14 protein-coding genes are annotated in these 20325 nt (G+C 71.8%); 11 read left to right on the top strand and 3 right to left on the bottom strand.

What is annotated here, in order from left to right:
• The first annotated feature begins 251 nt into the window (after window positions 1-251).
• Both PZE19_RS26555 and PZE19_RS26550 read left to right on the top strand, forming a co-directional pair.
• On the top strand, window positions 252-1112 hold the full coding sequence (locus PZE19_RS26555; RefSeq protein ID WP_277863620.1) for a hypothetical protein: 861 nt from the start codon (window positions 252-254) through the stop codon (window positions 1110-1112).
• A 216-nt stretch (window positions 1113-1328) separates the two neighbouring features.
• Window positions 1329-1997: a CAP domain-containing protein gene (locus tag PZE19_RS26550; RefSeq protein WP_277863619.1), complete on the top strand. Its 669-nt coding sequence runs from the start codon at window positions 1329-1331 to the stop codon at window positions 1995-1997.
• A 225-nt stretch (window positions 1998-2222) separates the two neighbouring features.
• Here PZE19_RS26550 and PZE19_RS26545 read toward each other — a convergent pair whose 3' ends face one another.
• Window positions 2223-3218 (bottom strand): malate dehydrogenase, encoded by a 996-nt coding sequence (locus PZE19_RS26545; protein WP_277863618.1) that lies wholly within the window; start codon window positions 3216-3218, stop codon window positions 2223-2225.
• Window positions 3219-3296: 78 nt separating this feature from the next.
• Window positions 3297-4778: an MFS transporter gene (locus tag PZE19_RS26540; protein ID WP_277863617.1), complete on the bottom strand. Its 1482-nt coding sequence runs from the start codon at window positions 4776-4778 to the stop codon at window positions 3297-3299.
• Between the two features lie 450 nt (window positions 4779-5228).
• Here PZE19_RS26540 and PZE19_RS26535 point away from each other — a divergent pair, with 450 nt between their 5' ends.
• From PZE19_RS26535 to PZE19_RS26510, 6 genes are all read left to right on the top strand, one after another.
• A complete protein-coding gene (locus PZE19_RS26535; RefSeq protein ID WP_277863616.1) occupies window positions 5229-6122 on the top strand; it encodes a hypothetical protein in 894 nt (297 codons plus the stop codon).
• A 267-nt stretch (window positions 6123-6389) separates the two neighbouring features.
• Window positions 6390-7475 carry a hypothetical protein gene (locus PZE19_RS26530; protein WP_277863615.1) on the top strand — a complete coding sequence of 362 codons (1086 nt, stop codon included), beginning with the start codon at window positions 6390-6392 and terminating at the stop codon, window positions 7473-7475.
• Window positions 7476-7612: 137 nt separating this feature from the next.
• Window positions 7613-8143, top strand: coding sequence for a hypothetical protein (locus PZE19_RS26525; protein ID WP_277863614.1), 531 nt, complete (start codon window positions 7613-7615; stop codon window positions 8141-8143).
• Window positions 8144-8471: 328 nt separating this feature from the next.
• Window positions 8472-12035, top strand: coding sequence for a Tex-like N-terminal domain-containing protein (locus PZE19_RS33385; RefSeq protein ID WP_277863613.1), 3564 nt, complete (start codon window positions 8472-8474; stop codon window positions 12033-12035).
• 401 nt (window positions 12036-12436) lie between these two features.
• On the top strand, window positions 12437-13654 hold the full coding sequence (locus PZE19_RS26515; protein WP_277863612.1) for an ABC transporter permease: 1218 nt from the start codon (window positions 12437-12439) through the stop codon (window positions 13652-13654).
• Between the two features lie 46 nt (window positions 13655-13700).
• On the top strand, window positions 13701-14420 hold the full coding sequence (locus PZE19_RS26510; RefSeq protein ID WP_277863611.1) for an ABC transporter ATP-binding protein: 720 nt from the start codon (window positions 13701-13703) through the stop codon (window positions 14418-14420).
• An 18-nt stretch (window positions 14421-14438) separates the two neighbouring features.
• Here the strand turns inward: PZE19_RS26510 and PZE19_RS26505 are convergent, their stop codons facing one another.
• The gene (locus PZE19_RS26505) at window positions 14439-15422 is read right to left on the bottom strand and encodes an NAD(P)H-quinone oxidoreductase (protein WP_277863610.1); all 984 of its coding nucleotides are present in this window, start codon (window positions 15420-15422) and stop codon (window positions 14439-14441) included.
• Between the two features lie 235 nt (window positions 15423-15657).
• Here PZE19_RS26505 and PZE19_RS26500 point away from each other — a divergent pair, with 235 nt between their 5' ends.
• The 3 genes from PZE19_RS26500 to PZE19_RS26490 all read left to right on the top strand — a co-directional run bounded on the left by PZE19_RS26500 (window position 15658) and on the right by PZE19_RS26490 (window position 20133).
• Window positions 15658-16971 carry a M48 family metallopeptidase gene (locus PZE19_RS26500; protein ID WP_277863609.1) on the top strand — a complete coding sequence of 438 codons (1314 nt, stop codon included), beginning with the start codon at window positions 15658-15660 and terminating at the stop codon, window positions 16969-16971.
• A 208-nt stretch (window positions 16972-17179) separates the two neighbouring features.
• The gene (locus tag PZE19_RS26495) at window positions 17180-19204 is read left to right on the top strand and encodes an MMPL family transporter (protein ID WP_277863608.1); all 2025 of its coding nucleotides are present in this window, start codon (window positions 17180-17182) and stop codon (window positions 19202-19204) included.
• Window positions 19189-20133 carry an MMPL family transporter gene (locus tag PZE19_RS26490; RefSeq protein ID WP_368411386.1) on the top strand — a complete coding sequence of 315 codons (945 nt, stop codon included), beginning with the start codon at window positions 19189-19191 and terminating at the stop codon, window positions 20131-20133. Before PZE19_RS26495 ends, PZE19_RS26490 begins: the two co-directional genes overlap by 16 nt.
• The last annotated feature ends 192 nt before the right edge of the window (window positions 20134-20325 follow it).

The following is a 20325-nucleotide window of genomic DNA, read 5'->3' as shown; positions in this document are numbered from 1 at the left end:
CTGCGAACGTCGTCTCTATAGTCGGAAGGACCGAGCTGACTTGCAAAACGCAGCCGCGGTCTTTTGAAGCCTCCCTACGCTCTCGGTGAAGAGGCGAATTTCATCACGCCGTCCGAGGTCAAGGACAGGCTTGGGAAGCTACATCCTCACGGGGTTCAAACGCCTGGCTGGGTGCTCTCCCAGGTGGGGGATCGATCAGGTGTACTCCGAGTGCCGCCCCTCTCAATCCGATGGAAGGCGTCAGCATCATTATGAACAGAAAATCGCTTTGCATTCTGGGAATCCTCTGCTGTTGGACCGATGCGGCGGACGCCGGATTCGCCACCAATCCCTGGGAGATGAGAATCTCGTCCCAATATACTAACGATCGCGGCGCCCACGTACTCGGCTCGCTCGGCGGGCGTACCCCGCTGACGCTGCCCGAAACCACATTCACGTCGAGCCCGGGGACGGCGACGGCCGTCGCTGAGGCGAGTACAGACTATGTCGGGTCGGCCCATGCCGCCGGAGCCCTGCTCGACGGCTCCCTGTCGGTCGGGGGATACGACCCGCAGGCCACGAACTATAGCTGGTCGACGTTGAGCATCACCAGCTCGATCCGGGTCACCCTCGGCCCACCCAGCGGGCCTGCAGAAGATTCGAGTTCCATCGGCTTCGATTCTTTTTATCACCTCAAGGGGGTTGTCGCTGAGGGCGACGTGCTCATGTTCTCGGTGTCGTCGTCGGCCCAGACCACGTCTTCGGGTGGGGGTATCGTGGGCCTTTACAGCTATTTTCCCACCAGTACATGGCAAACCGTCACTCAACCCGGAGACTTCGACTTCATCTTCAGCGATGACAAGATCCTTGGTGAAACATATGGCTATTGGTACAGAAACTTCAACTATTCGAGGACATGGACGATCCAGGCGTCGGTGAGCGTCCTCATCTACCACTACAACGGGGCGGGCATCACTTCCATCGACATCGACCCCGGCGTCATGATTCGAAACGCCTCGGTGGTGCCGGAACCCGGCAGCTTCGGCCTGAGCATCGTGGGGAGTGGATGTCTCGCTTTGGGATGTTTCTTCCAGCTACGCGGGAGTCGGGATGTCGCGACGGACACTCGCTGACCGGTACCGAGGCGATGAGACTCCGTCGATTCGCCGGGACGCTCGCGTTGGAAAAACGCGACTTCGCGTTGGAATGATGGGCGGGGTGAGGATCGTCATGTAAGATTGCGACGCTTCCCGGCGTCTGAGTGTCACATACGCCGGGCCTCTCCTTGGCGGGTGGGACGATCCGTCGGACGTCGCCGTCGCCGCGGAATCCTCACGCCGAGATCCATCATGAAAGCCCTGTCCAAGGCGCTCGCGATCGCATGCGCCCTGAGTTTCCTGGCCACGACCGACCTGGAGGCGGCGAGGCCACCGGTTCGGAGGGCGGCCCGACCGGTGCCGCAGCGGCCTGCGCCTCGGGTCAAGGCTGCGGCCGTCACGAAGGCTCGGGGTCGGCTCACGCGGTCGGCGGCGAGCGTCGCGACCCCGGCGATCGCCGCGCCGGCACCGACACCGACCGTCGCGCCGGCGGCGGACCTGGCCCCGGCGATCGCGCGGCGGATCCTGGACCTGACGAATCAGCAACGGGCGTCGGCGGGGCTGGCGGCTGTGGCCTGGAGCGATCGGCTGGCGGCCGCGGCGCAGGGGGATGCGGTGGATCTGGCGGCGCGGGGGATCGTCGAGCACGTCGTGGACGGGGTCACGCCGTTCGACCGCGCGGCGGCCGTCGGCTATCCCGCCGCGGCGATCGGCGAGAACCTCTTCCGCGAATTCCCGGTCGCCCCCGACCTGGCGCTGGCCGACGCCGTCGTCGCCGCCTGGATGGACTCGCCGGACCACCGCGCCAACATCCTGGACGCCGAGTTCACCGAGCTGGGCGTCGGCGCGACCCTCGCTCCGTCGTCCGGCGACCTGCGCGACCTCTTCGCGGTGCAGCTCTTCGGCCGTCCCCTGCCCTGAGCGTCCCGCGCTCGCAATTGGGCATTCGTGACTATAGTGACATCAGGAATGCCGCGTCCTGAAGGCTTCCGAGGTGAGGCCGGCCGAGGCGACGCGGCCAAGAAATCGTAAGCGAATTCGACCAACGAAGCCGAATCGAAAAGAGGCAAATCCTTGGATCGCAAGGACTTGCCTCTTGAGTGCGAATGGCTTGGTTGGGGAACGAAGCCGGTTGTCAGGCCGGGCTCAGAGGGCGGGGCCGAGGAGGTCCTTGACGGCGTCGCGCTCGGAGATCAGCTCGGCCGCCGAGGCGTCGAGGCGCTTGCGGGCGTCGTCGTCGATGGGGACGTTGGGGACGATCGACCAGGCGGCGTCGCCCCGGGACTGGAGCGGGAAGCTGTAGATGAGGCCCGAGGGGATGCCGTAGCTGCCGTCGGAGACGACGGCCGTGCTGAACCACTCGTCGGTCGGGGTCGGGTGGTACAGGTTGGCGACGGTGTCGATGGCGGCGTTGGCGGCCGACGCGGCCGAGGAGGCGCCGCGGGCCTTGATGACGGCCCCGCCCCGCTTGGCGACGGTCGGGATGAACGTCTCGGTGAACCAGGAATCCTCGCGGAGGACCTTGGGGGCCGGCACGCCGGCGATCTCGGCGTTCTTGTAGTCGGGGTACTGGGTGTCGCTGTGGTTGCCCCAGATCGTCACCTTCTTCACCGAGGAGACCGGCACGCCGGCCTTCTTGGCGATCTGGGCGGTGGCCCGGTTCTGGTCGAGCATGGTCATGGCGAACCAGCGGTCGGCCGGGACCTTCGGGGCGTGCGACTTGGCGATCAGGCAGTTGGTGTTGCAGGGGTTGGCGACGGTGACGACCCGGACGTTGGGGCCGGCGGCCTCGTTGATCGCCTTGCCCTGGCCGGTGAAGATCGGCCCGTTGGCGCGGATCAGGTCGGCCCGGCTCATCCCGTCCTTGCGCGGCAGGCCGCCGACGAGGATGACCCAGTCGGCGTCGGCGAAGGCGACCTCGGCCTTGTCGGACGCCTTCACCTCGGTCAGCAGCGGGAACGCGCAGTCCTCCAGCTCCATGATGGTGCCGCCCAGCGAGGGCAGGGCCGGCGTGATCTCCAGGAGCTGCAGGGCGACCGGGCGGTCGGGGCCGAAGAGGGCGCCCGACGCGATCCGGAACAGCAGGGCGTATCCGATCTGACCGCCGGCGCCGGTGATCGCGACGCGGATGGGGGTGGACATCTCGACTCTTCTCCGATCTTCACGAGTGATGATGCGATTGCGGGAAACACGTGTTCCGACGGCCCGGGGCGGCCGGGCTCAGGGCCCCGGGGGCGTCGCGACGCGGGCGGCCCCGGCGGGCGGGGGCGCGGCGCGAAGGTTGGCGAGCATCAGGGCCGACTCCCGGGGCAGGTGGCGGGCGCCGGCGAGCAGGACGAATCCGGCCGCGGCCAGAGTCGGCGCGGCGAACAGAAGCGCGGCGGCGACGTTCTCGGCCGGCCGGCCGCCGACGACCCGGGGCGTCGCGCCCAGGGTGGCGAGCGCCTTGCCGAACGAGGTGGCCATGGCGTCGGGCTGGCCGAAGACCTCGGCCCCCCAGGCCATCAGCCGGGGCGACCAGACGTCCCCCAGCAGGTGCGAGACGGCCAGGGCCGAGCCGCAGGCCACGCCCCGCATGTTGGGCGCGGCGACCGCCGCCACGATCGCGTAGCAGGGGCCGAGGTTGGCGAACAGCAGGGCGATCGTCGCGAAGAGCACCCCGAACTGCCAGGGCCGGGCGGGCCCCAGGGCCGTCGCCAGCCAGAGCGGCAGCGCGAGCGAGGCCGCGAGGGCGGGGACGAGGAAGTAGGCGCGGGGGTCGGTCCGCCCCCAGAGATCGGCCAGCCAGGCCCCCGCCAGCAGGCCGACGGCCGCGGCGGCCGGGGGGATCGTCGCGGTCAGGATCGTCGCCTGGGGCCCGGTGAAGCCCCGGACCCCCGTCAGGAAGGTCGGCAGCCAGGCGGTCAGGCCGCCGATCGCGAACCCCGTGAACGTCAGCCCGAAGACGGCGTAGGTGAACGACGAGTTGACCATCAGGTCCACGTAGTCCTCGCCCCGCGCCCCCCTCGCCTCGTGGAGCCGGAGCCTGGGGACGGGCGTCCCCTCGCTCACGCCCCGGACGGGGTCGGGCAGGGCCAGGCTCGCCAGGGCCAGGACGAGCGCCGGAGCGCCGGCGATCAGGAAGGCCGTGTGCCAGGTCGTGGCGACCGCCAGGGCCGGGCCGAAGTTCAGGGCCGCGGCCGCGCCGACGGGGCCGGCCAGGAAGTAGATCGCCAGCACCCGGGCCCGGACGGTCCGGGGGAACAGGTCCATCAGGATCGTCAGGGCGACGACGCCGAACGTCGCCGTGCCGACCCCCACGAGGGCCCGCGCCCGCTGGAGCGGCTCGAACGAGGTCGCCAGGGCGGTGGCGACGCTCGCCAGGCCGAAGACGGCGATCCCCAGCGCGAGCAGCCGGGGCCGCCGCACGTGGTCGGCGAAGTAGCCGAGCGTCGGCGCCCAGAGCGCCGCGGCGATGAGGGGGAGGGTCTCCAGCCAGTCGGCCTGGTCGTCCCAGAGTTCCAGCTCGCGGCCCAGCGGCAGGGTCAGGGCGGTGAACAGCCAGTGGTCGACGGCGGCGAGCACGTTGGCCAGGAAAAGGAACCCGAGCAGGGCCCAGGCCCACCACGGCGCCGGTCGGGGCCCGGGGAGGTCCCGGAAGGGGTCGGCCCGCGTCGGCGACGGCTCCCCGCCCGCGATCGGCTCGTTGCTCGGCTGGGTCACGGACCTGGGTCTCCGCTGCGGTCGTCCCCCGGTCGCTCCGAAGGTGGGCCGGAGTCGGTGGCCGAGGCTCGATCGTAACCCGACGCGGGGACGGGGTCCAGGGGCGCCCGGACGCGGTCGGGGGCCGGGCCGGCGCGTCCCCGGCGGCCGCATTCGACGTCTCGGGCCGGTCGGGGCGGTTTTTCCGAAAGCCCGGGGGCGGGCGTGCCGATGATAGGGGATGTATCGGGATGGCCCGGCGCGGGCGGTCGATCGCGGCGCCGAAGCGTTTCCAGGCCGGAGGCCCGGGGCGCCGGTCGGGCGGGCGGGGGGCGGAGCCCCTCGACGAGCCCGATCGCTCTGGTCAAAGCAAGATGGCCGACCCGGTTTCGACCGCAACGGCCGCGCCCCGCACCCGTCCGCTTCCCGGACGCGTCGGCGGCCGCGGCCCCATGGGAGAGGAGTTCCCGCATGCGTACCCCCTCACGGTTGGTCCCGGGCTTGCTCGGGCTGGCGCTCGCCGCGTCGGCCGCCGACGCGGTCGGCCAGGATTCGTTCGCCCCGGGCCCCCAGGCGGCCCCGATCGTCCTCGAACACGGGACGGCGCCCGCCGGCCCGTCGCGGGCCTACCCCGGCCGGACGACGGCCGCGGCCCCCAAGGCGGCCAAGCATGAGCACAAGGGCCTGTTCGGCTCGCGGAGCTGCACCCAGTGCCAGCGGGCCCGGGCGATGGCCCGCGACGGCGTCAACGTGCCGCCGCCGCCGGCCGCGCTGCCCCCGGGCGCCCTCCCGGCGGGCGTCGCGGGCCATCACGGCCACGCCCACCCGAAGGCCCTCGCCGCGGCCCCCGGCTCGACCGGCTGCGCCTCGTGCGAGGCCGACGCGGCCGCGATGGGCGGGACGATCGTCCCCGGCTCGATCGTGGTGACCGACGTCCACCCGGCGGGCAAGGCGGTCGTCGGCGGCGGCGGCGAGGCCGTCGCGGCCGAGTTCCCCACCGGCCGCGCGGTCGTCGGCGGCGGTGACCCGACCCCGGTCGGCGTGGCGCGGGCCAGCCAGGGGAACTTCACGCCGGCCGCCGGCAACATGGCCGCCGGCCCCCAGCCCGGGCTCCGCGACCCCTCGGTCATGCCTTCCGGCATGGTCCCCCCCGCCCAGACCGCCGTCGGCGGCAAGGAAGCCGGCCGTCCCCGGATCGTCAAGCACCTGCTCGACCTGCCCGACCTGAGCCGGATCGGCCGGGGCGCCCGCGAGGGCCGCGTCCTCGCGGAGCGCAGCGCCCACGCCTCGATCTCGTACGGCGACGCCGCCGGCCCCGTCACCGAGCTGCCCGCCTCGATGGTCTTCGGCAAGGGCGGCCGCTGAGCCCGCCGGCCCGCCCCGAGTGCGACGCCTGATCCGGATGGTCCGCTCCCTCGGCCTGTAGCGAGGGGGCGGGCCTTCCCGGCGTTTCGAACGTCGGATTCCTTCGAGGCCGCCCCCGCCCGGGGCCGATCCCTTGAGGCAAGGCCAGAAATGGCCGCAGGAGATCGGCGGCGACGCCCCGCGCAGGACGCACGGGGAGCCACGGTCCTCATCGCTTGATTCCGGACGATTCAGGAGGATTCATGCGACATAGGTAAGGGATTGACTATGCGTTGCTTCGGAAAACGGCGAGAGGCGTCGATCGCCCTGGGCCTGGCCGCCTTGCTCGGGATGAGCCTGTGCGCCTCGGCGCGGGCGGACGGGTGGCACCTGTTCCCCACGCTCCCCGGCGAAGTGCCGGCCTACGACTTCAACACCGGCGGCGAGTACTTCGCGCCCCCGGTCCCCTACGGCCACTACGCCAAGGACCCGCACGGTGCGGCGGCCAAGGCGCTGGGGCACGTGACGGGCCCGGTCCACGGGGCGGCGGGCCACCTGAAGGGCAAGCTGGCGGGCCTGCACGGCCTGGGCCACGGCGCCGGCTGCGGCGAAGGCTGCGGCCTGGGCCACGGCCACGGCCATAGCCTGGGAGACGGCCTCGGCCACGGCGGCGGCTTCGGCAAGGGCTGCGGGCTTTGCTCGGGCCTGGGCGGCTGCAAGCACGGCGGGTCGGGCATCGGTTCCGGCCTGGCCGGCCTCTGCGGCGGCGGCCCCTGCGGTGCGGGCGCGGTGATCGGCGGCGGCGGGTCGTTCCCGGCCGGCCACGCCAAGAGCTTCGGCCCGTACCATCCCGCCGGGGTGGTCGCCACCAGCCAGTCGATCCCCTCGGGGCAGGCCGTCGTCCTGCCCGCCGGCCAGGGGGCTTGCGGCCAGAACGGCTGCGGGCTCGCGGGCCTGCACAACCACCTCTCGGGGCTGGTCGACAAGCTGAAGTGCAAGGGCTGCGGCGGCAACGGTTGCGGGTTCTGCGGCGGCGCCGGCTTCGGCGACCCCTGCTCCTCCTGCCACGGTTCCGGCCACGGCAACGGCCAGGGCGGCGCCTGCGGGGCGTGCGGCGGCTGCGGCCTGCTGTCCAAGCTCAAGCGGTGCCTGCACTGCGGCGGCGCGGGCTGCAAGCACTGCCTCGCGGCGCTCGGCGGGCTCAAGGGCAAGCTTCACGGCCTGCTCGGCGGCCTGGCCGGACCCAAGTACGATTACTTCGTCGGGGCCGGCGGCCCGGTGCCGCTGACCCCCGGCTACGTCCCCTATATCGTCACGACCCGCTCGCCCCGCGATTTCTTCGCCTTCCCGCCGCGGACCCCGGACGGCTTCTGACCGATGACTTGTTCCATGGAACCGTGACGGCCGCGAAGGCCCGGCGCGCGAACCGCGCCGGGCCTTCGTCGTCGCCCGCGATCACGCCCGGGCAGGACCTCCGGGCGGCGACCATTCTTGGGATGGAAAGGAATGCCATGCCAGAGCCCCTGCCCCGCCCCGCGGCCCCCCTTCGCCTCGTCCTCGCGCTGGCGCTGACGTCCGCCCTCGGCGGCGTCGCCCGCGCCCAGATCCCCCCGCCCCGCGTCCCCGAACTCGAGGAACGCAGCGGCCTGGTGATGCGGTTCACCGACGTCCCGGGGTCGTTGCCCCCGGACAAGTATCGCGACAACTTCTACGCCACCCGCTACGCCGACAAGGGCGCGGTCAAGCACCTGCGGATCAACCCCAAGGACCAGGGCCTCTACGGCCTGGGCTGGAAGGCGGCGGATACCGAGAGCGTCTACCCGTTCTTCTACGGCAACCCGGGCTCGTCGACCATCACGGCGGCGACCAAGCCCTGGCCCCGGCCCCTGCGCGTCTTCCAGGGGATGGCCCACCCGTACAAGCCCGTCGGGATGTACTACAGCAACGGCAGCTACGTGCCGATCTACGACGTCGACCCGGTGGTGCCCGGCCCCGGCCCCTACCCGTTCCCGTTCTACTTCAACTGGAACAAGGGCGGCTGACGCCCTCCAGGGAGGCCGGCCGGCCCTCGGGGCGCGGCCGGCTTTCGGGCGTGCGAGGAAGTCGACTCGCTTTGCCCATCTTTCCCAGTTCCCATCCCAAAGTCCGATCGCGGCACGACTTGGGCTTGCGACCGGGCTCGACGGGGTCCTTGACACGGAATGGACGATGATATAAGTTGTCCAAACTTGTTACAAGGCTAGGCGTCTTCGTGCGCTCGGATCGAACCGCGAGCCGTCTCCTTGGGGTGCGAGCCTGCTCCCGGCCGAGGCCGGCCAGCCTCGCCCCCCCCATCGCCGTCGTCACACCTTGGTGCAGAGTAGAGGCTCCATGGACAACCCGATTCAGGTCGACCTGGGCCGAATCGCGCAAGACCTGCAGATCCGGCGCGTTCAGGTGGAGAGCGTCGTCCACTTGCTGGACGAGGGCAACACCGTCGCCTTCATCACGCGCTACCGGAAGGAGCGGACAGGGAACCTCAACGAGGTCGTGATCCGCGAGATCCAGGTCCGGATCCAGAGGCTGCGCGACCTCGCCGAGCGCAAGGAAACGATCCTCAAGGCGATCGACAAGCAGGGCAAGCTGACGCCGGAGCTCGACGTCGCGATCCGCTCGGCCGAGAACCTCAAGCGGCTCGAAGACCTTTACCTGCCGTTCAAGGCCAAGAAGCGGACCAAGGCGTCGGAGGCCCGCGAGCGCGGCCTCGAGCCGCTCGCCGCGCGGATCTGGAACCGCGACGAGACGCTGACCGACCTGCCCGCCGCCGCGGCCGAGTTCGTCGACGCCGAGAAGGGCGTCGACTCGCCCGAGAAGGCCCTCGAAGGCGTCCGCCACATCCTGGCCGAGGCCATCAGCGAGATGGCCGCCGTCCGCGAGGCCGTCCGCAAGGCCGTGTGGAAGACCGGCAAACTCGTGACCACCAAGGGCGAGGTCCCCGAGGGCCAGGGCCTGGAGTATCGCGACTACTTCGACTACAGCGAGCCGGTCGCCCAGGTCCCGCCCCACCGCGTCCTGGCGATCAACCGGGGGGACAAGGAAGGGCCGCTCAAGGTCAAGCTCGAGGTCTCCCGGCCCGACCTGGAATCCGCCTTCTTCGGCCAGCTCCCGCTCGAAGGCCATCCCCAGGCCGACGCCTTCCACGCCGCCGCGGTCGACGCGCTCGAGCGCCTGATCCTGCCGAGCATGGAGCGCGAGGTCCGCCACGACCTGACCGAGGCCGCCGAGAAGCACGCCGTCGACGTCTTCGCCCGCAACCTCCGCAGCCTGCTGCTGCAGCCGCCGATCCCCAAGCAGGTCGTCCTGGCGATCGACCCCGGCCTGCGCTCGGGGTGCAAGGTGGCGGTGCTCGACCCCAACGGCAACCTTTTGGAGCAGGGCATCGTCTACCCCCACGCCCCCCAGGGCCGGCGGTCGGAGGCCAAGGTCTTCATCAAGGACCTCGTGGGCAAGTACCAGGTCGGCGTCGTCGCCATCGGCAACGGCACCGCCTGCCGCGAGACCGAGGAGCTGGTGGCCGAGATCATCGCCGAGGGCCACGAGTTCAGCACCAACCCCGAGGCCCGCGCCGCCGCCGAGGCCGCCGTCGCGGCCGCCGCCTCGAGGCCCGTCGCCGAGCCCCAGCACGAGGCCCCGGCCGAGTCCGGCGACGACGAGGCCCCGTCCGAACACGACGACGAGGCCCCGGCCGAGGAGACGCCGCAAGTCGACGAGACGCTCCAGGTCGACGAGACGCCGCAGGTCGACGAGACGTCGTACTCCGAGGCCGAATCCCCGGCCGTCGACGAGCATCAGGCCCACCCGCACGACCTGCAGGAAGAGGCGATGACGGCCGAGGCGCCCGCCGCGGATCCCGGCCCCTACATCGTCCCGGACGACGCGGAAGACGAGGATGAGGCCGACGACGGCGTCGCCGCCCCGCACGACCTCCAGAGCGAGGAGCTGCCGCCGATCTCCGGCGGCGCCCCCGAGTCGACCAGCCCCGAGACGCAGGCCGGCGAGGAGGTCCACGAGGGCGCGAACAACCATCCCGCCCACCCCACGGCCGACGCCTCGCACGAAGCGCCCCCCTCCCCCGCCCACGAGGCCCCGGAATCGCCCGTCGCCGAGGCCGCGCCGGCCGCCGAGGCCCATGCGCACGCCCCCGAAGCCGCCGCCGACGCCCCCGCGGGCGAGACGCCGGCCGAGGTGCCCGCGGGCGATGTGGTCGTCGAGCATCAGGCCGTCCCCGTCCCCGCCGAAGGTGGCGAGTCGGCCGCGACGCCGACCCCGACCTCGTCCCGGCACGAGGGCGACCGCCATCGGGGCGAGGGCCAGGGCCGCCGCGGCAAGAGCCGCGGCTCGCGGTCGCGGAACCAGCCGCCGCCGCCGCAGACGCCCCCCGCGCCCCACGCGGCCGACGCCCAGCTGGCTCAGCTCGCGTACGTGATCGTCAACGAGGCCGGCGCCAGCGTCTACTCGGCGAGCCCGATCGGCCGCGAGGAGCTGCCCGAGTTCGACGCCACGCTCCGCAGCGCCATCTCGATCGGCCGTCGGCTCCAGGACCCGCTGTCCGAGCTGGTCAAGATCGAGCCCCAGAACATCGGCGTGGGCCTCTACCAGCACGACGTCAGCCCGAAGCAGCTCAAGGACTCGCTCGATGCGGTCATCGCCAGCTGCGTCAATTTCGTCGGCGTCGACCTCAACACGGCCAGCGTCCCCCTGCTCCGCTACGTCTCGGGCCTGAACCAGCTCACCGCGCGTCGGATCGCCGACCGCCGCAAGGAGAAGGGCCCGTTCGCCAACCGCGAGGAGCTGATCGAGGTCGAGGGGGTCGGGCCGGCCACGTTCACCCAGGCCGCCGGCTTCCTCAAGATCGGCGACGGACCCCAGCCGCTCGACCGCACCTGGATCCACCCCGAGAGCTACGCCGCCGCGTCCCGGCTGCTGGAGAAGTTCGAGTCGGCTCCCGACGTCGTCCGCGACAAGGAGAAGCTCCCCGAACTCCGCGCCAGGCTCGCCGAGGCCGACGTCCCCGCGATCGCCCAGGAGCTCGAGGTCGGCGAGCCGACCCTCAAGGACATCATCGAGGCCCTCGGCCGCCCCGACCGCGACCCTCGCGACGACCTGCCCAAGCCGATCTTCAAGAAGGGCATCCTCAAGCTCGAAGACCTCACGGCCGGCATGGAGTTGAAGGGGACGGTGCTCAACGTCGTCGACTTCGGCGCGTTCGTCGACATCGGCCTGAAGGACTCGGGGCTGGTGCACATCAGCCAGCTCGCCAACCGCTACATCAAGAGCCCGCACGACGTCGTCAGCGTCGGCGACGTCGTCACCGTTTGGGTGATGTCGGTCGACCAGGACCGCAAGCGGGTCTCGCTGACGATGGTCAAGCCGGGGACCGAGCGGCATCGCGGTGCCGGCCAAGGCGGCGGCGGCGGCCGTCGCGGCGAAGGGGCCCCGCAGCAGCAGGGCCAGGGCGGCGAAGGCCAGGCCCGTCGCGGCCGAGGCCCGCGTCCCGGCCCCTCGAACCTCACGAACCCGCCGGTCGGCGCCCCGCCGATCGACGCCCGGCCGGAAGGCGGCGGCGACGCCGGCCCGCGCCGGTTCGCCGGGCCCGCCCCCAGCGGCCCGGCCCAGGCCCCAGGCCAGGGCGGCGGCTATCGCACGGGAAGCGGCGGCCCCAGCAGGGCGGCTATCGTCCGGGAGGCGGCGGCGGGCCCGGCCAGGGTCGCGGAGGCCCCGCGGCGGCGGCGGCTTCACCCGCGACGGCGGCGGCCGGTTCGGCGGCCCTCGCCCCGACAATCGCAACGAACCGCCGGCCGCACCCCGCCCGGCGCGTCCCGCCCCCCCGCCCCCTCCCCTCTCCAAGGACGCCCTCACCGGCAGCGTCCCGCTCCGCACGTTCGGCCAGCTTAAACAGCTCTGGCAGGCGCGCGAGGAGGACGGCCCCAACCCCGAGGACGCGGGAGGCTCGCCGCCCCCGCCGTCCGAGGCCCCGAACCCGGAGCCGGACGCGACGTGATCCGCCGCAAGCCGACCCAACGCCGACGCCGAGCCGACCTCTCTCCTCGGGGGGAGTCGGCCGAGGCGTCGCGATGACGCGCGGGGCGTCGGCGCCCGCCGATCGCCGCGACGTCGGGTCGGGCCTTCGGGCCGCCTTTCCAACGGTCGGGCGGCGGAGACGAACGGATTCGGTCGAGTCGATCGACCAGCTCGCTTTCCTCCTCCGATCCTGCGGGCCGGCTCCCGCGGGCGCGGGGGGAAGAAGTGGGGGGCCGGCCTCCGACCTCGCCCCATACAGGACGGACGACTGATCCATGGGTGTCTTCGCCTGGCGCAACCTTTTGACCCGTCCCATGCGGACGCTCCTGGCCCTGATCGGCCTCTCGATCCCGATCCTGGGCGTCCTGGGCCTCTTCAGCCTGTCCGACGGCCTGCGCAACATGGTCGGCGACACGCTGAGCCAGATCGAGGGCGTGATCGTCCTCCGCGAGAACACGCCCAGCCCCGTCGCCAGCACGCTGTCGACGAGCGTCGTCGACAAGATCCGCAAGGTGCCCGGCGTCCGGGCCGTCGCGCCCGAGGTCTGGGGGATCGCCCCCAACGTCGAGGGCCAGGGGATGCTCATGCGGAGCGTCGGCGGCCTGATGACCAAGGGGGCCGGCTCGATCTGGGACCAGCCGGTCATCTCCGGCCAGGACATCCCCTCGCACAAGGGCCTCAAGAGCGCGGTCTTCCCCCGGGCGCTCAAGGAACGGGGCGAGGGGCGGTTCCTCGACGAGCGCGACCTCGGCCGGCCCAACATCGTCATCAGCCGCAAGATCGCCCGCAACTTCCCCAACGCCGAGGGCTCGCCGCGCAAGGTCGGCGACCACCTGCGGATCGGCGACGAGGACTGCGAGATCGTCGGCCTCTACGAGACCGGCTCGATGCTGCTGGACGTGGTCATCGTCATGGACGTGGAGACCGCCCGCAAGATCCTCAAGATGCCCAAGGAGACCGTCTCCAGCATCTACGTCGAGGCCGAGACGCCGCCCGGCTATCAGGCCGTCTGCGCGGCCATCGAGGCCTCGGAGCCGGGCGTGAGCGCCCGCAGCATGAACGAGGTGCAGGCGAATTTCGGCATGCTGATGGGCCAGGTGGACAAGGTCCTGATGCTGGTCGTGAGCCTGGCCCTGCTCGTCGGCATCGTGGGGATCGTCAACACGATGCTCATGAGCACGACCGAGCGGTTCGTGGAGTTCGGCGTCCTTCGCACCAACGGCTGGTCGCAGGGGAACGTGCTGGGCCTGGTCACGCTGGAGAGCGCGTACCTCGGCCTGCTCGCCGGGGTCGTGGGCTGCCTGCTCGCCTGGATCGGGACGGTGGTGGCGAACCAGTTCCTCGGCGGCGGGCTGAGGCTGGGGGTGTCGCCGTTCTCGCTGGTGCTGGGCCTGGGCCTGTCGGTCGCGACGGGCGTCCTGGGGGGCCTGTACCCCGCCTGGCGGGCCGCGAGGATGGCGCCGATGGAAGCCATCCGCGTGGGGTCGCACTGACGCCGGCCCGGGGTCGGGTCACCTGTCGCAGTACCGAGGACGGCCGATGATCGACGTGGTGGACGTCTGGAAGTCGTACAAGAGCGGGACGCGGACCGTGGACGCGCTCCGGGGCCTCACCTGCCACATCGAGAAGGGCCGCTTCGCGTTCATCGTCGGCCCCAGCGGCTCGGGCAAGAGCACCCTGCTCTACATGCTCGGGGCCGTCGACCGCCCCACCCGGGGCGAGATCCTGGTCGAGGGCCGCAACCTGATCGCCATGTCCGAGGCCGAGCAGAACGACTACCGCCGCGAGAAGGTCGGGTTCATCTTCCAGTCGTTCAACCTGATCAGCAACCTCTCGGCCGTCGACAACGTTTTGATCCCGTTCCTCCCCCGCGGCGTGACGGCCGAGCAGCGGGCGCGGGCCGTCGACCTGCTGACCCGCGTGGGCCTGGGCGACCGCCTGGACCACCACCCGTACCAGCTTTCGGGAGGCGAGCAGCAGCGCGTGGCCATCGCCCGCGCCCTGGTCAAGCAGCCCCTCCTCGTCCTCGCCGACGAGCCCACGGGCGAACTGGACAGCAAGACGGGCGACGAGATCTACCGGATCCTCCGCGCCCTGCAGGAGTCGTCCGACACCACGCTCGTCGTCGTCACCCACGACCGCCGCTTCATCACCCCCCGCGACCTCGTCCTCGAAATCCAGGACGGCCTTCTCGCCGGCGACGACGCCGAGCCCGCCTCGCCCCACGGCCTCCCCTCGGGCGTCAGCGCAGCAGAGTGAGGGTTCCGCTCGCGTCGCTCAGAGCTTCAACACGACCTTGCCGAAGCCCTCGTTCGAGGCCATGCGCTCGTGGGCCTTGCGGACGTCGTCGAGGGCGAACGTCGAGTCGATGACCGGTTTGACGACGCCGCGTTCGAGCCAGGGGACGACGTGGGCCGCGAACAGCCGCGTGGCGGCGATCTTCTCCTCCAGCGGCCGGGCGCGAAGGGTGGTGCCGATGATCGCGGCGCGACGGGCGAGGAGCGCGTTCAGGTCGATCTCGGTCTTCGCGCCGGTCAGGAGGCCGACCACCACGATCCGCCCCCGGCGCGCGACGGCGGCGAGGTTCTCGGCGAGGGCCCTGGCGCCGAGAAGGTCGAGGATCACCTGCACCCCCTCGCCGCCGGTGTGCCGCTTGACCTCGTCGGCGAAGGCCCCCGAGGGGTTGACGATCGCGAAATCCAGGCCGAGGGCTTTGGCCTTCTCCAGCTTGTCGGCCGTGCGCGAGGTCCCCAGCACCGAGCAGCCCATCGCGCGGGCGATCTGGACGGCCGCCGTGCCGACGCCGCTGCCCGCCGCGTGGATCAGGACGCTCTCGCCGGGCTCCAACCGGCCCTGGGTGATCAGGGCGTCGTGGGCCGTCAGGAAGGCCTCGGGGACGGCGGCGGCGGCCTCGTAGTCGAGGGCGTCGGGGATCTTCGCGAGCATCCGGGGATGGGTCGTCAGATACTCCGCCTGCGCCCCGCCGGCCACGATGCCGAAGACCCGGTCGCCGACCTGGACCGCATCGTGGACGTCGGGTCCCAGGGCCTCGACCACGCCGGCGAACTCCAGGCCCGGGATGTCGGCCGGCGCTCCTGCGGGAGCGGGGTACATCCCCTTGGCCTGCAGCAGGTCGGCCCGGTTCAGCGCCGCGGCGTGGACGCGGACCAGCACCTGCTCGCCCCGCGCCTCCGGAGTGGCGACGTCGACGACCTCCAGGACCTCCGGCCCCCCCTTGCCCTTGATCACGACCGCCTTCATGACGAACCTCCGAGTGTCCGACGCCGAACCGCGAGGATGGACCGACGACCCGGACGACGGCCGCGATGCGCGTCCCCCTCGCTCCGTCCCAGTCTACCGGGCCCGGGGCGCTTCCGTAGCCCTCGGGACCGCGACGCCCGGGCGGGCCGGGGGATTCCCCTGTCCCGGCACGCCGACGGCGTGCTAAAACCACCTTCTCCAGGGAGGGCGGCTTCAAGGCGTGGGGGCTCGGCGTATGGCGAAGGTGTTTCTCGGGTTCGCGGCGGTCTTCCTGGTCGGCCTCGGCGCCGTCGGCACGGCCCGATCGGAAGAACCCCCTCGGCCCGCGGCCGTCGCGGCCGTCGACGAGAGCGAGCCGGTCGCGGTCCCCGAGCCGTCCGAGAAGGCGATGACCTTCTATCGCACCGGGATGGGATTCTGGGCGTTCAACCGTCTTTGGGCGATCGCGCTGCCGGCCGTCATCCTCTTCTCCGGCTTCTCGGCGCGGATCCGCAACCTCGCCGCATGGATCGGCCGAAGTCGGTCCGGGACGGTCGCCGTCTACGTGGTGCTCTACCTGTTCCTCACCGCCCTGATCGAGCTGCCGTTCGACTATTATCAGGGTTTCGTCCGCCTCCACGCGTACGGGCTGTCGAACCAGACCCTCGCGAAATGGGCCCAGGATCACGCCTTGGACCTGGCCGTCAACACGGGGGTCGCCGTCCTGATCGCCCTGGGGGCGTACGCGTTCCTGCGGTTCGACCCGCGGCGGTGGTGGCTCTACATGGCGCTGGCCTCGATCCCCTTCCTGTTCCTGGGCGTATTCGTGAAGCCGCTCTGGATCGACCCCCTGTTCAACGACTTCGGGCCGATGCACGACAAGGCCCTGGAGCGGTCGATCCTCGACCTGGCCGACCGGGCGGGCATCGCGTCGGGGCGGGTGTTCGAGGTCGACAAGAGCGTGGACACGAAGGCGGTGAACGCCTACGTCACCGGCTTCCTGGGCTCCAAGCGGATCGTGCTCTGGGACACGCTGCTGAAGCGGCTCGGCGAGCGCGAGGTCCTGTTCGTGATGGCCCACGAGATGGGCCATTACGTGCTGGGCCACGTCGTCCGCTCGATCTTCCTGTCCTTCGCGGTCACGCTGGTCGGCCTGTATTTCGTCCATCGCCTGGCCCATCGCCTGATCGAGCGGCATCGCGGGCGGTTCGGGTTCGACGACCTCCGCGACGTGGCCTCGGTGCCGCTGATTTTGGTGCTCTTGCAGGTCGCCGTCCTGGGCCTGAGCCCGGCGGCCATGGCGTACAGCCGCTACCAGGAGCACGAGGCCGACCGGTTCGCGATCGACCTGACCGGGATGAACCATTCGGGCGGGACGGCGTTCGTGAAGCTCCAGCAGGAGAACCTGGGAAACCCCCGTCCCGGGTGGGTGTACAAGATCTTCCGGGCGTCTCATCCGAGCATAGGCGACCGCATCGATTTCTGTAATAATCATCGGCGGACGACCGACGGCCCGGCGACCCCGGACGCGGGACGGCCGGGGCCGCTCGCCGAGCCTCCGCACGATTGAGGGCGACGTCCCCGGGCGGCCGGCGCGGGGATTCCGGTCGGCGGGCGCGAGCGGCGAGCTTGCGACCTGGAGAGGATGAGAAGCCCACCGCCGCCTTCCCGACGCTGGGATCCAGGAGGCGTCGACCCCCGGCTCTCTCCGGCACGAAGTTTTCTGGTGTGATGGGCGATCGGCGGACGGAGCGACGCAGGCCCAGGAGTCGGGAGCGATGCCCCTGTTGGAATCGATCAAGACGTTCTCCAGCCGCCGCCCGCTCTGCGTGGCCGCGGCCTGGCTGGCGATCGCCCTGGGGGTCGGCCTGACGGCCCCCGACTTGACGCGGTTGGCGGCCGAGGGCCAGTCCAAGCTGCTGGGGACCGAGGCCGAGAGCCGGCGGGCCGCGGAGCTGGTCCGCCAGTGCTGGCCGGACCAGGCGTACGAGTCGACGGCCGTCGCGGCGATCCACCGGCCGGGGGGGCTCGTCGAGGCCGACAGGCGGTTCGCCGCCGCCCTGGCCGGGCGGTTCGAGGCGGCCGACCGCCCCGCCGCCATCCTGCGCGTGCTGGGCCCCGGCTCGCAGCCCGAGGTCGCCGAGCGGCTCGTGAGCCGCGACGGGACGACCCTGCTGATCGTCGCCCCGCTCGACGCCGCCAACGTGGCCCCGGCCGCCCACGAGGCCGTCGACTGGCTGCACGCGCAGGCCGACGACCTGCGGAAGGCGACCTCCGACGTGGCCGGCCTCCAGGTCCTCTGGACCGGCGACTCGGTCATCGGCCGCGACTACATGCGGCTCGTCCAGGTCTCGCTCGACCGCGCGGCGATCGTCACCGTGGTCCTGCTGCTGATCGTGCTGATCGCCGTCTACCGCTCGTTCTGGCTAGCCCTGGTGCCGCTGACGACGATCGGGGCGAGCCTGGTGGTGGCCCGGGGCGTGCTGGCCTGGCTCTGCGGCGTGGGCTGGCAGATCTCGCCCCTGGTCGAGCTGTTCCTGATCGCGATCCTCTTCGGGACGGGGACCGACTTCTGCCTCTTCCTCTCCTGGCGGTTCGGAGAGCACTTCAACCCCCGCAACCCGGCCGGCGTCATGCGGATGACGATGGCGCGCTCGTTCGTCCCCCTGGTCACCAGCGCGGGGACGATCATGATCGGCCTGCTGCTGATGGGGACGACCAAGTTCCGGCTCTTCTCGACGACCGGGCCTAGCGTGGCCCTGGGGCTGGCGATCTCGCTGCTGGCCACCCTCACCCTGACCCCCGCCCTGCTCGTGCTGCTGGCGCGGATCCGCCCGGCCTGCTTCGAGTCGTTCGGCGGGCCGTCGAACGGCTTCTGGGAGGCGATCGGCCGCAAGGCGATGGCCCGGCCCCTGCGGAGCTGGGCCCTGACGCTGGGGGCGATGATCCCCCTGGCCGTGCTGGGGGGCCAGACCCGGTTCGTGATGGACATGCTCACCGAGATGCCGCGGGAGGCCCAGTCGGCGGCCAACTTGCGGCTGATCCTGGCCAAGTTCGACCCCGGGATGACGGCCCCGCTCACGATCGTCCTGGATTCGGACGTCAACCTGCGGAGCTCGCAGGGGCTGGCGCTCATCGACGACGTGAGCCGGCTGCTCTCGCACCAGCGGCGCAACGAGGAGGTCCGCTCGGCCACGCAGCCCCTGGGGAGCCCGGAGCCGCTCAGCCGGGCGCGGCTGTCGTCGCGCCTCGGCGAGGTCGACGAGGGCTTCCGGCAGCTCGCCGAAGGCGGATCGAGCCTGGAACGCGGGCTCAACGCCGGCGCCGCCAAGCTCCAGGCCGCGCTCTGGATGGAGGAGAAGCTGGGGCTGAACTTCACCGGCGGCCCCGCGGCGAAGAAGGCCGAGGCCCCCCCGGCCGCCCCGCCCTCCGCCGCCGACCCGGCGGCCGCCGCCCCCGAGGCGCTCTCGCAGGGCCTGCGGACCGCCTCGGCGGCCCTCCTCTGGTCGCAGGGCGTCCCGCCCACCTGGAACACCCCGGCGCTCGCCTCGGCGTTCAACCAGGTTTTGCTCCAGGGCGCGAAGGAAGGCGCCCGCCGCCGCGTCGGCGACAAGGGCTCGGGCCTGTTCGACGCCGCCGTCCGCCTGGCGAACGCCCCCAGGGAAGCCGCCCCCGCCGAACGTCCGGCCCCCGCCCCGGCCCCGCTCGCCCCGCCGGTCGTGGCCGCGACCCCCGCCCGGCCCCGGCGGCCGCCCCCGCGACGCCCCCCGAGAAGCCGGCCCAGACCCTGCTCCGCGAGCTGACCCGCGCGGCGGAGGGGGCCGGGCAGATCGCCAGGGGGGCGGAACGGGCGCATCGCGAGGTCAGCGCGATCCTGGCCGACCCGCTGGGCCGCCGGGCGCTCGACCGGCTCCTGATCACGCCCGAGACGGTCAAGGAGAACCCCGACCTGCTCAAGAGCTTCGACGCCTACATCACGCCCGACGGCCGTCGCGCCCGGATCGACGTCACGCTGGCCGACCGGGTCTTCTCGGACGGGTCGATGAACCAGGTCGAGACCATCCGCCGCCGCCTGGCCGACTACCTGGTCGAGTACCAGGGGATCCACGTCACGGCCGCCGTGGCCGGCGCCAACGCCGAGTCGGCCGACGTCCGCACGCTCACCCGGGCCGACCAGGTGCAGAGCTGGTTCGTCGTGCCCATCGGCGTCTTCCTCGTCCTGATGATCGCCCTCCGCGACCCCCTGGCCTGCTTCAACCTGGTCGCCACGATGGTCCTGACCTACGCCTTCGCCCTGGGGGCGACCCACCTGGTCTTCGTCACCATGCTCGGGGCCGACGGCCTGGACTGGAAGGTCCCCTACTTCCTGTTCGTCCTGCTGGTGGCCGTGGGGGTGGACTACAACGTCTTCCTCATGACCCGACTGCACGAGGAGACGGCCGGGCACGGCTTCCGGGGCGGGATCATCCGGGCGATCGGCCAGACCGGCGGCCTGATCTCGTCGGCCGCCGCGATCACGGCGTGCAGCTTCGCCTCGTTCCTGTTCAGCCCTCTGGGCTCGCTCCGCCAGCTCGGGTTCGCCCTGGTGGTCGGGATCACCATCGACGCCGTGCTGGTCCGGCCCCTGCTCGTCCCCTGCGGCCACTGGCTGCTGCGGCGGTCGCGCGAGGTGCTGGCGCCGCGCTACAGCGTCTCCAGCGAGAATTTCCGGCTGACCGGGGTCCCCGACTGATCGGACCGACCGTGCCGGTTTTCCCACTGGCGGCGAACCTGCATCGCCGATATAATGCAGGCGTCGTCATGCTGTGACGGCCTCGACGAACCGTCGCAACCGTGCCCGGACCCCTCCTTCGCCGGCCGGTGGACCAGACCCTGCCGCTACGTGAACCTCGAGTTCCGGCGCGCCGAAGCGCCCGCCTCGCCC

It is taken from the genome of Paludisphaera mucosa, from assembly GCF_029589435.1.
GTDB classification, from domain to species: domain Bacteria; phylum Planctomycetota; class Planctomycetia; order Isosphaerales; family Isosphaeraceae; genus Paludisphaera; species Paludisphaera mucosa.
The sequence above is the reverse complement of the archived record's forward strand: the minus strand, read 5'-3'. Positions and strand labels throughout refer to the sequence as shown.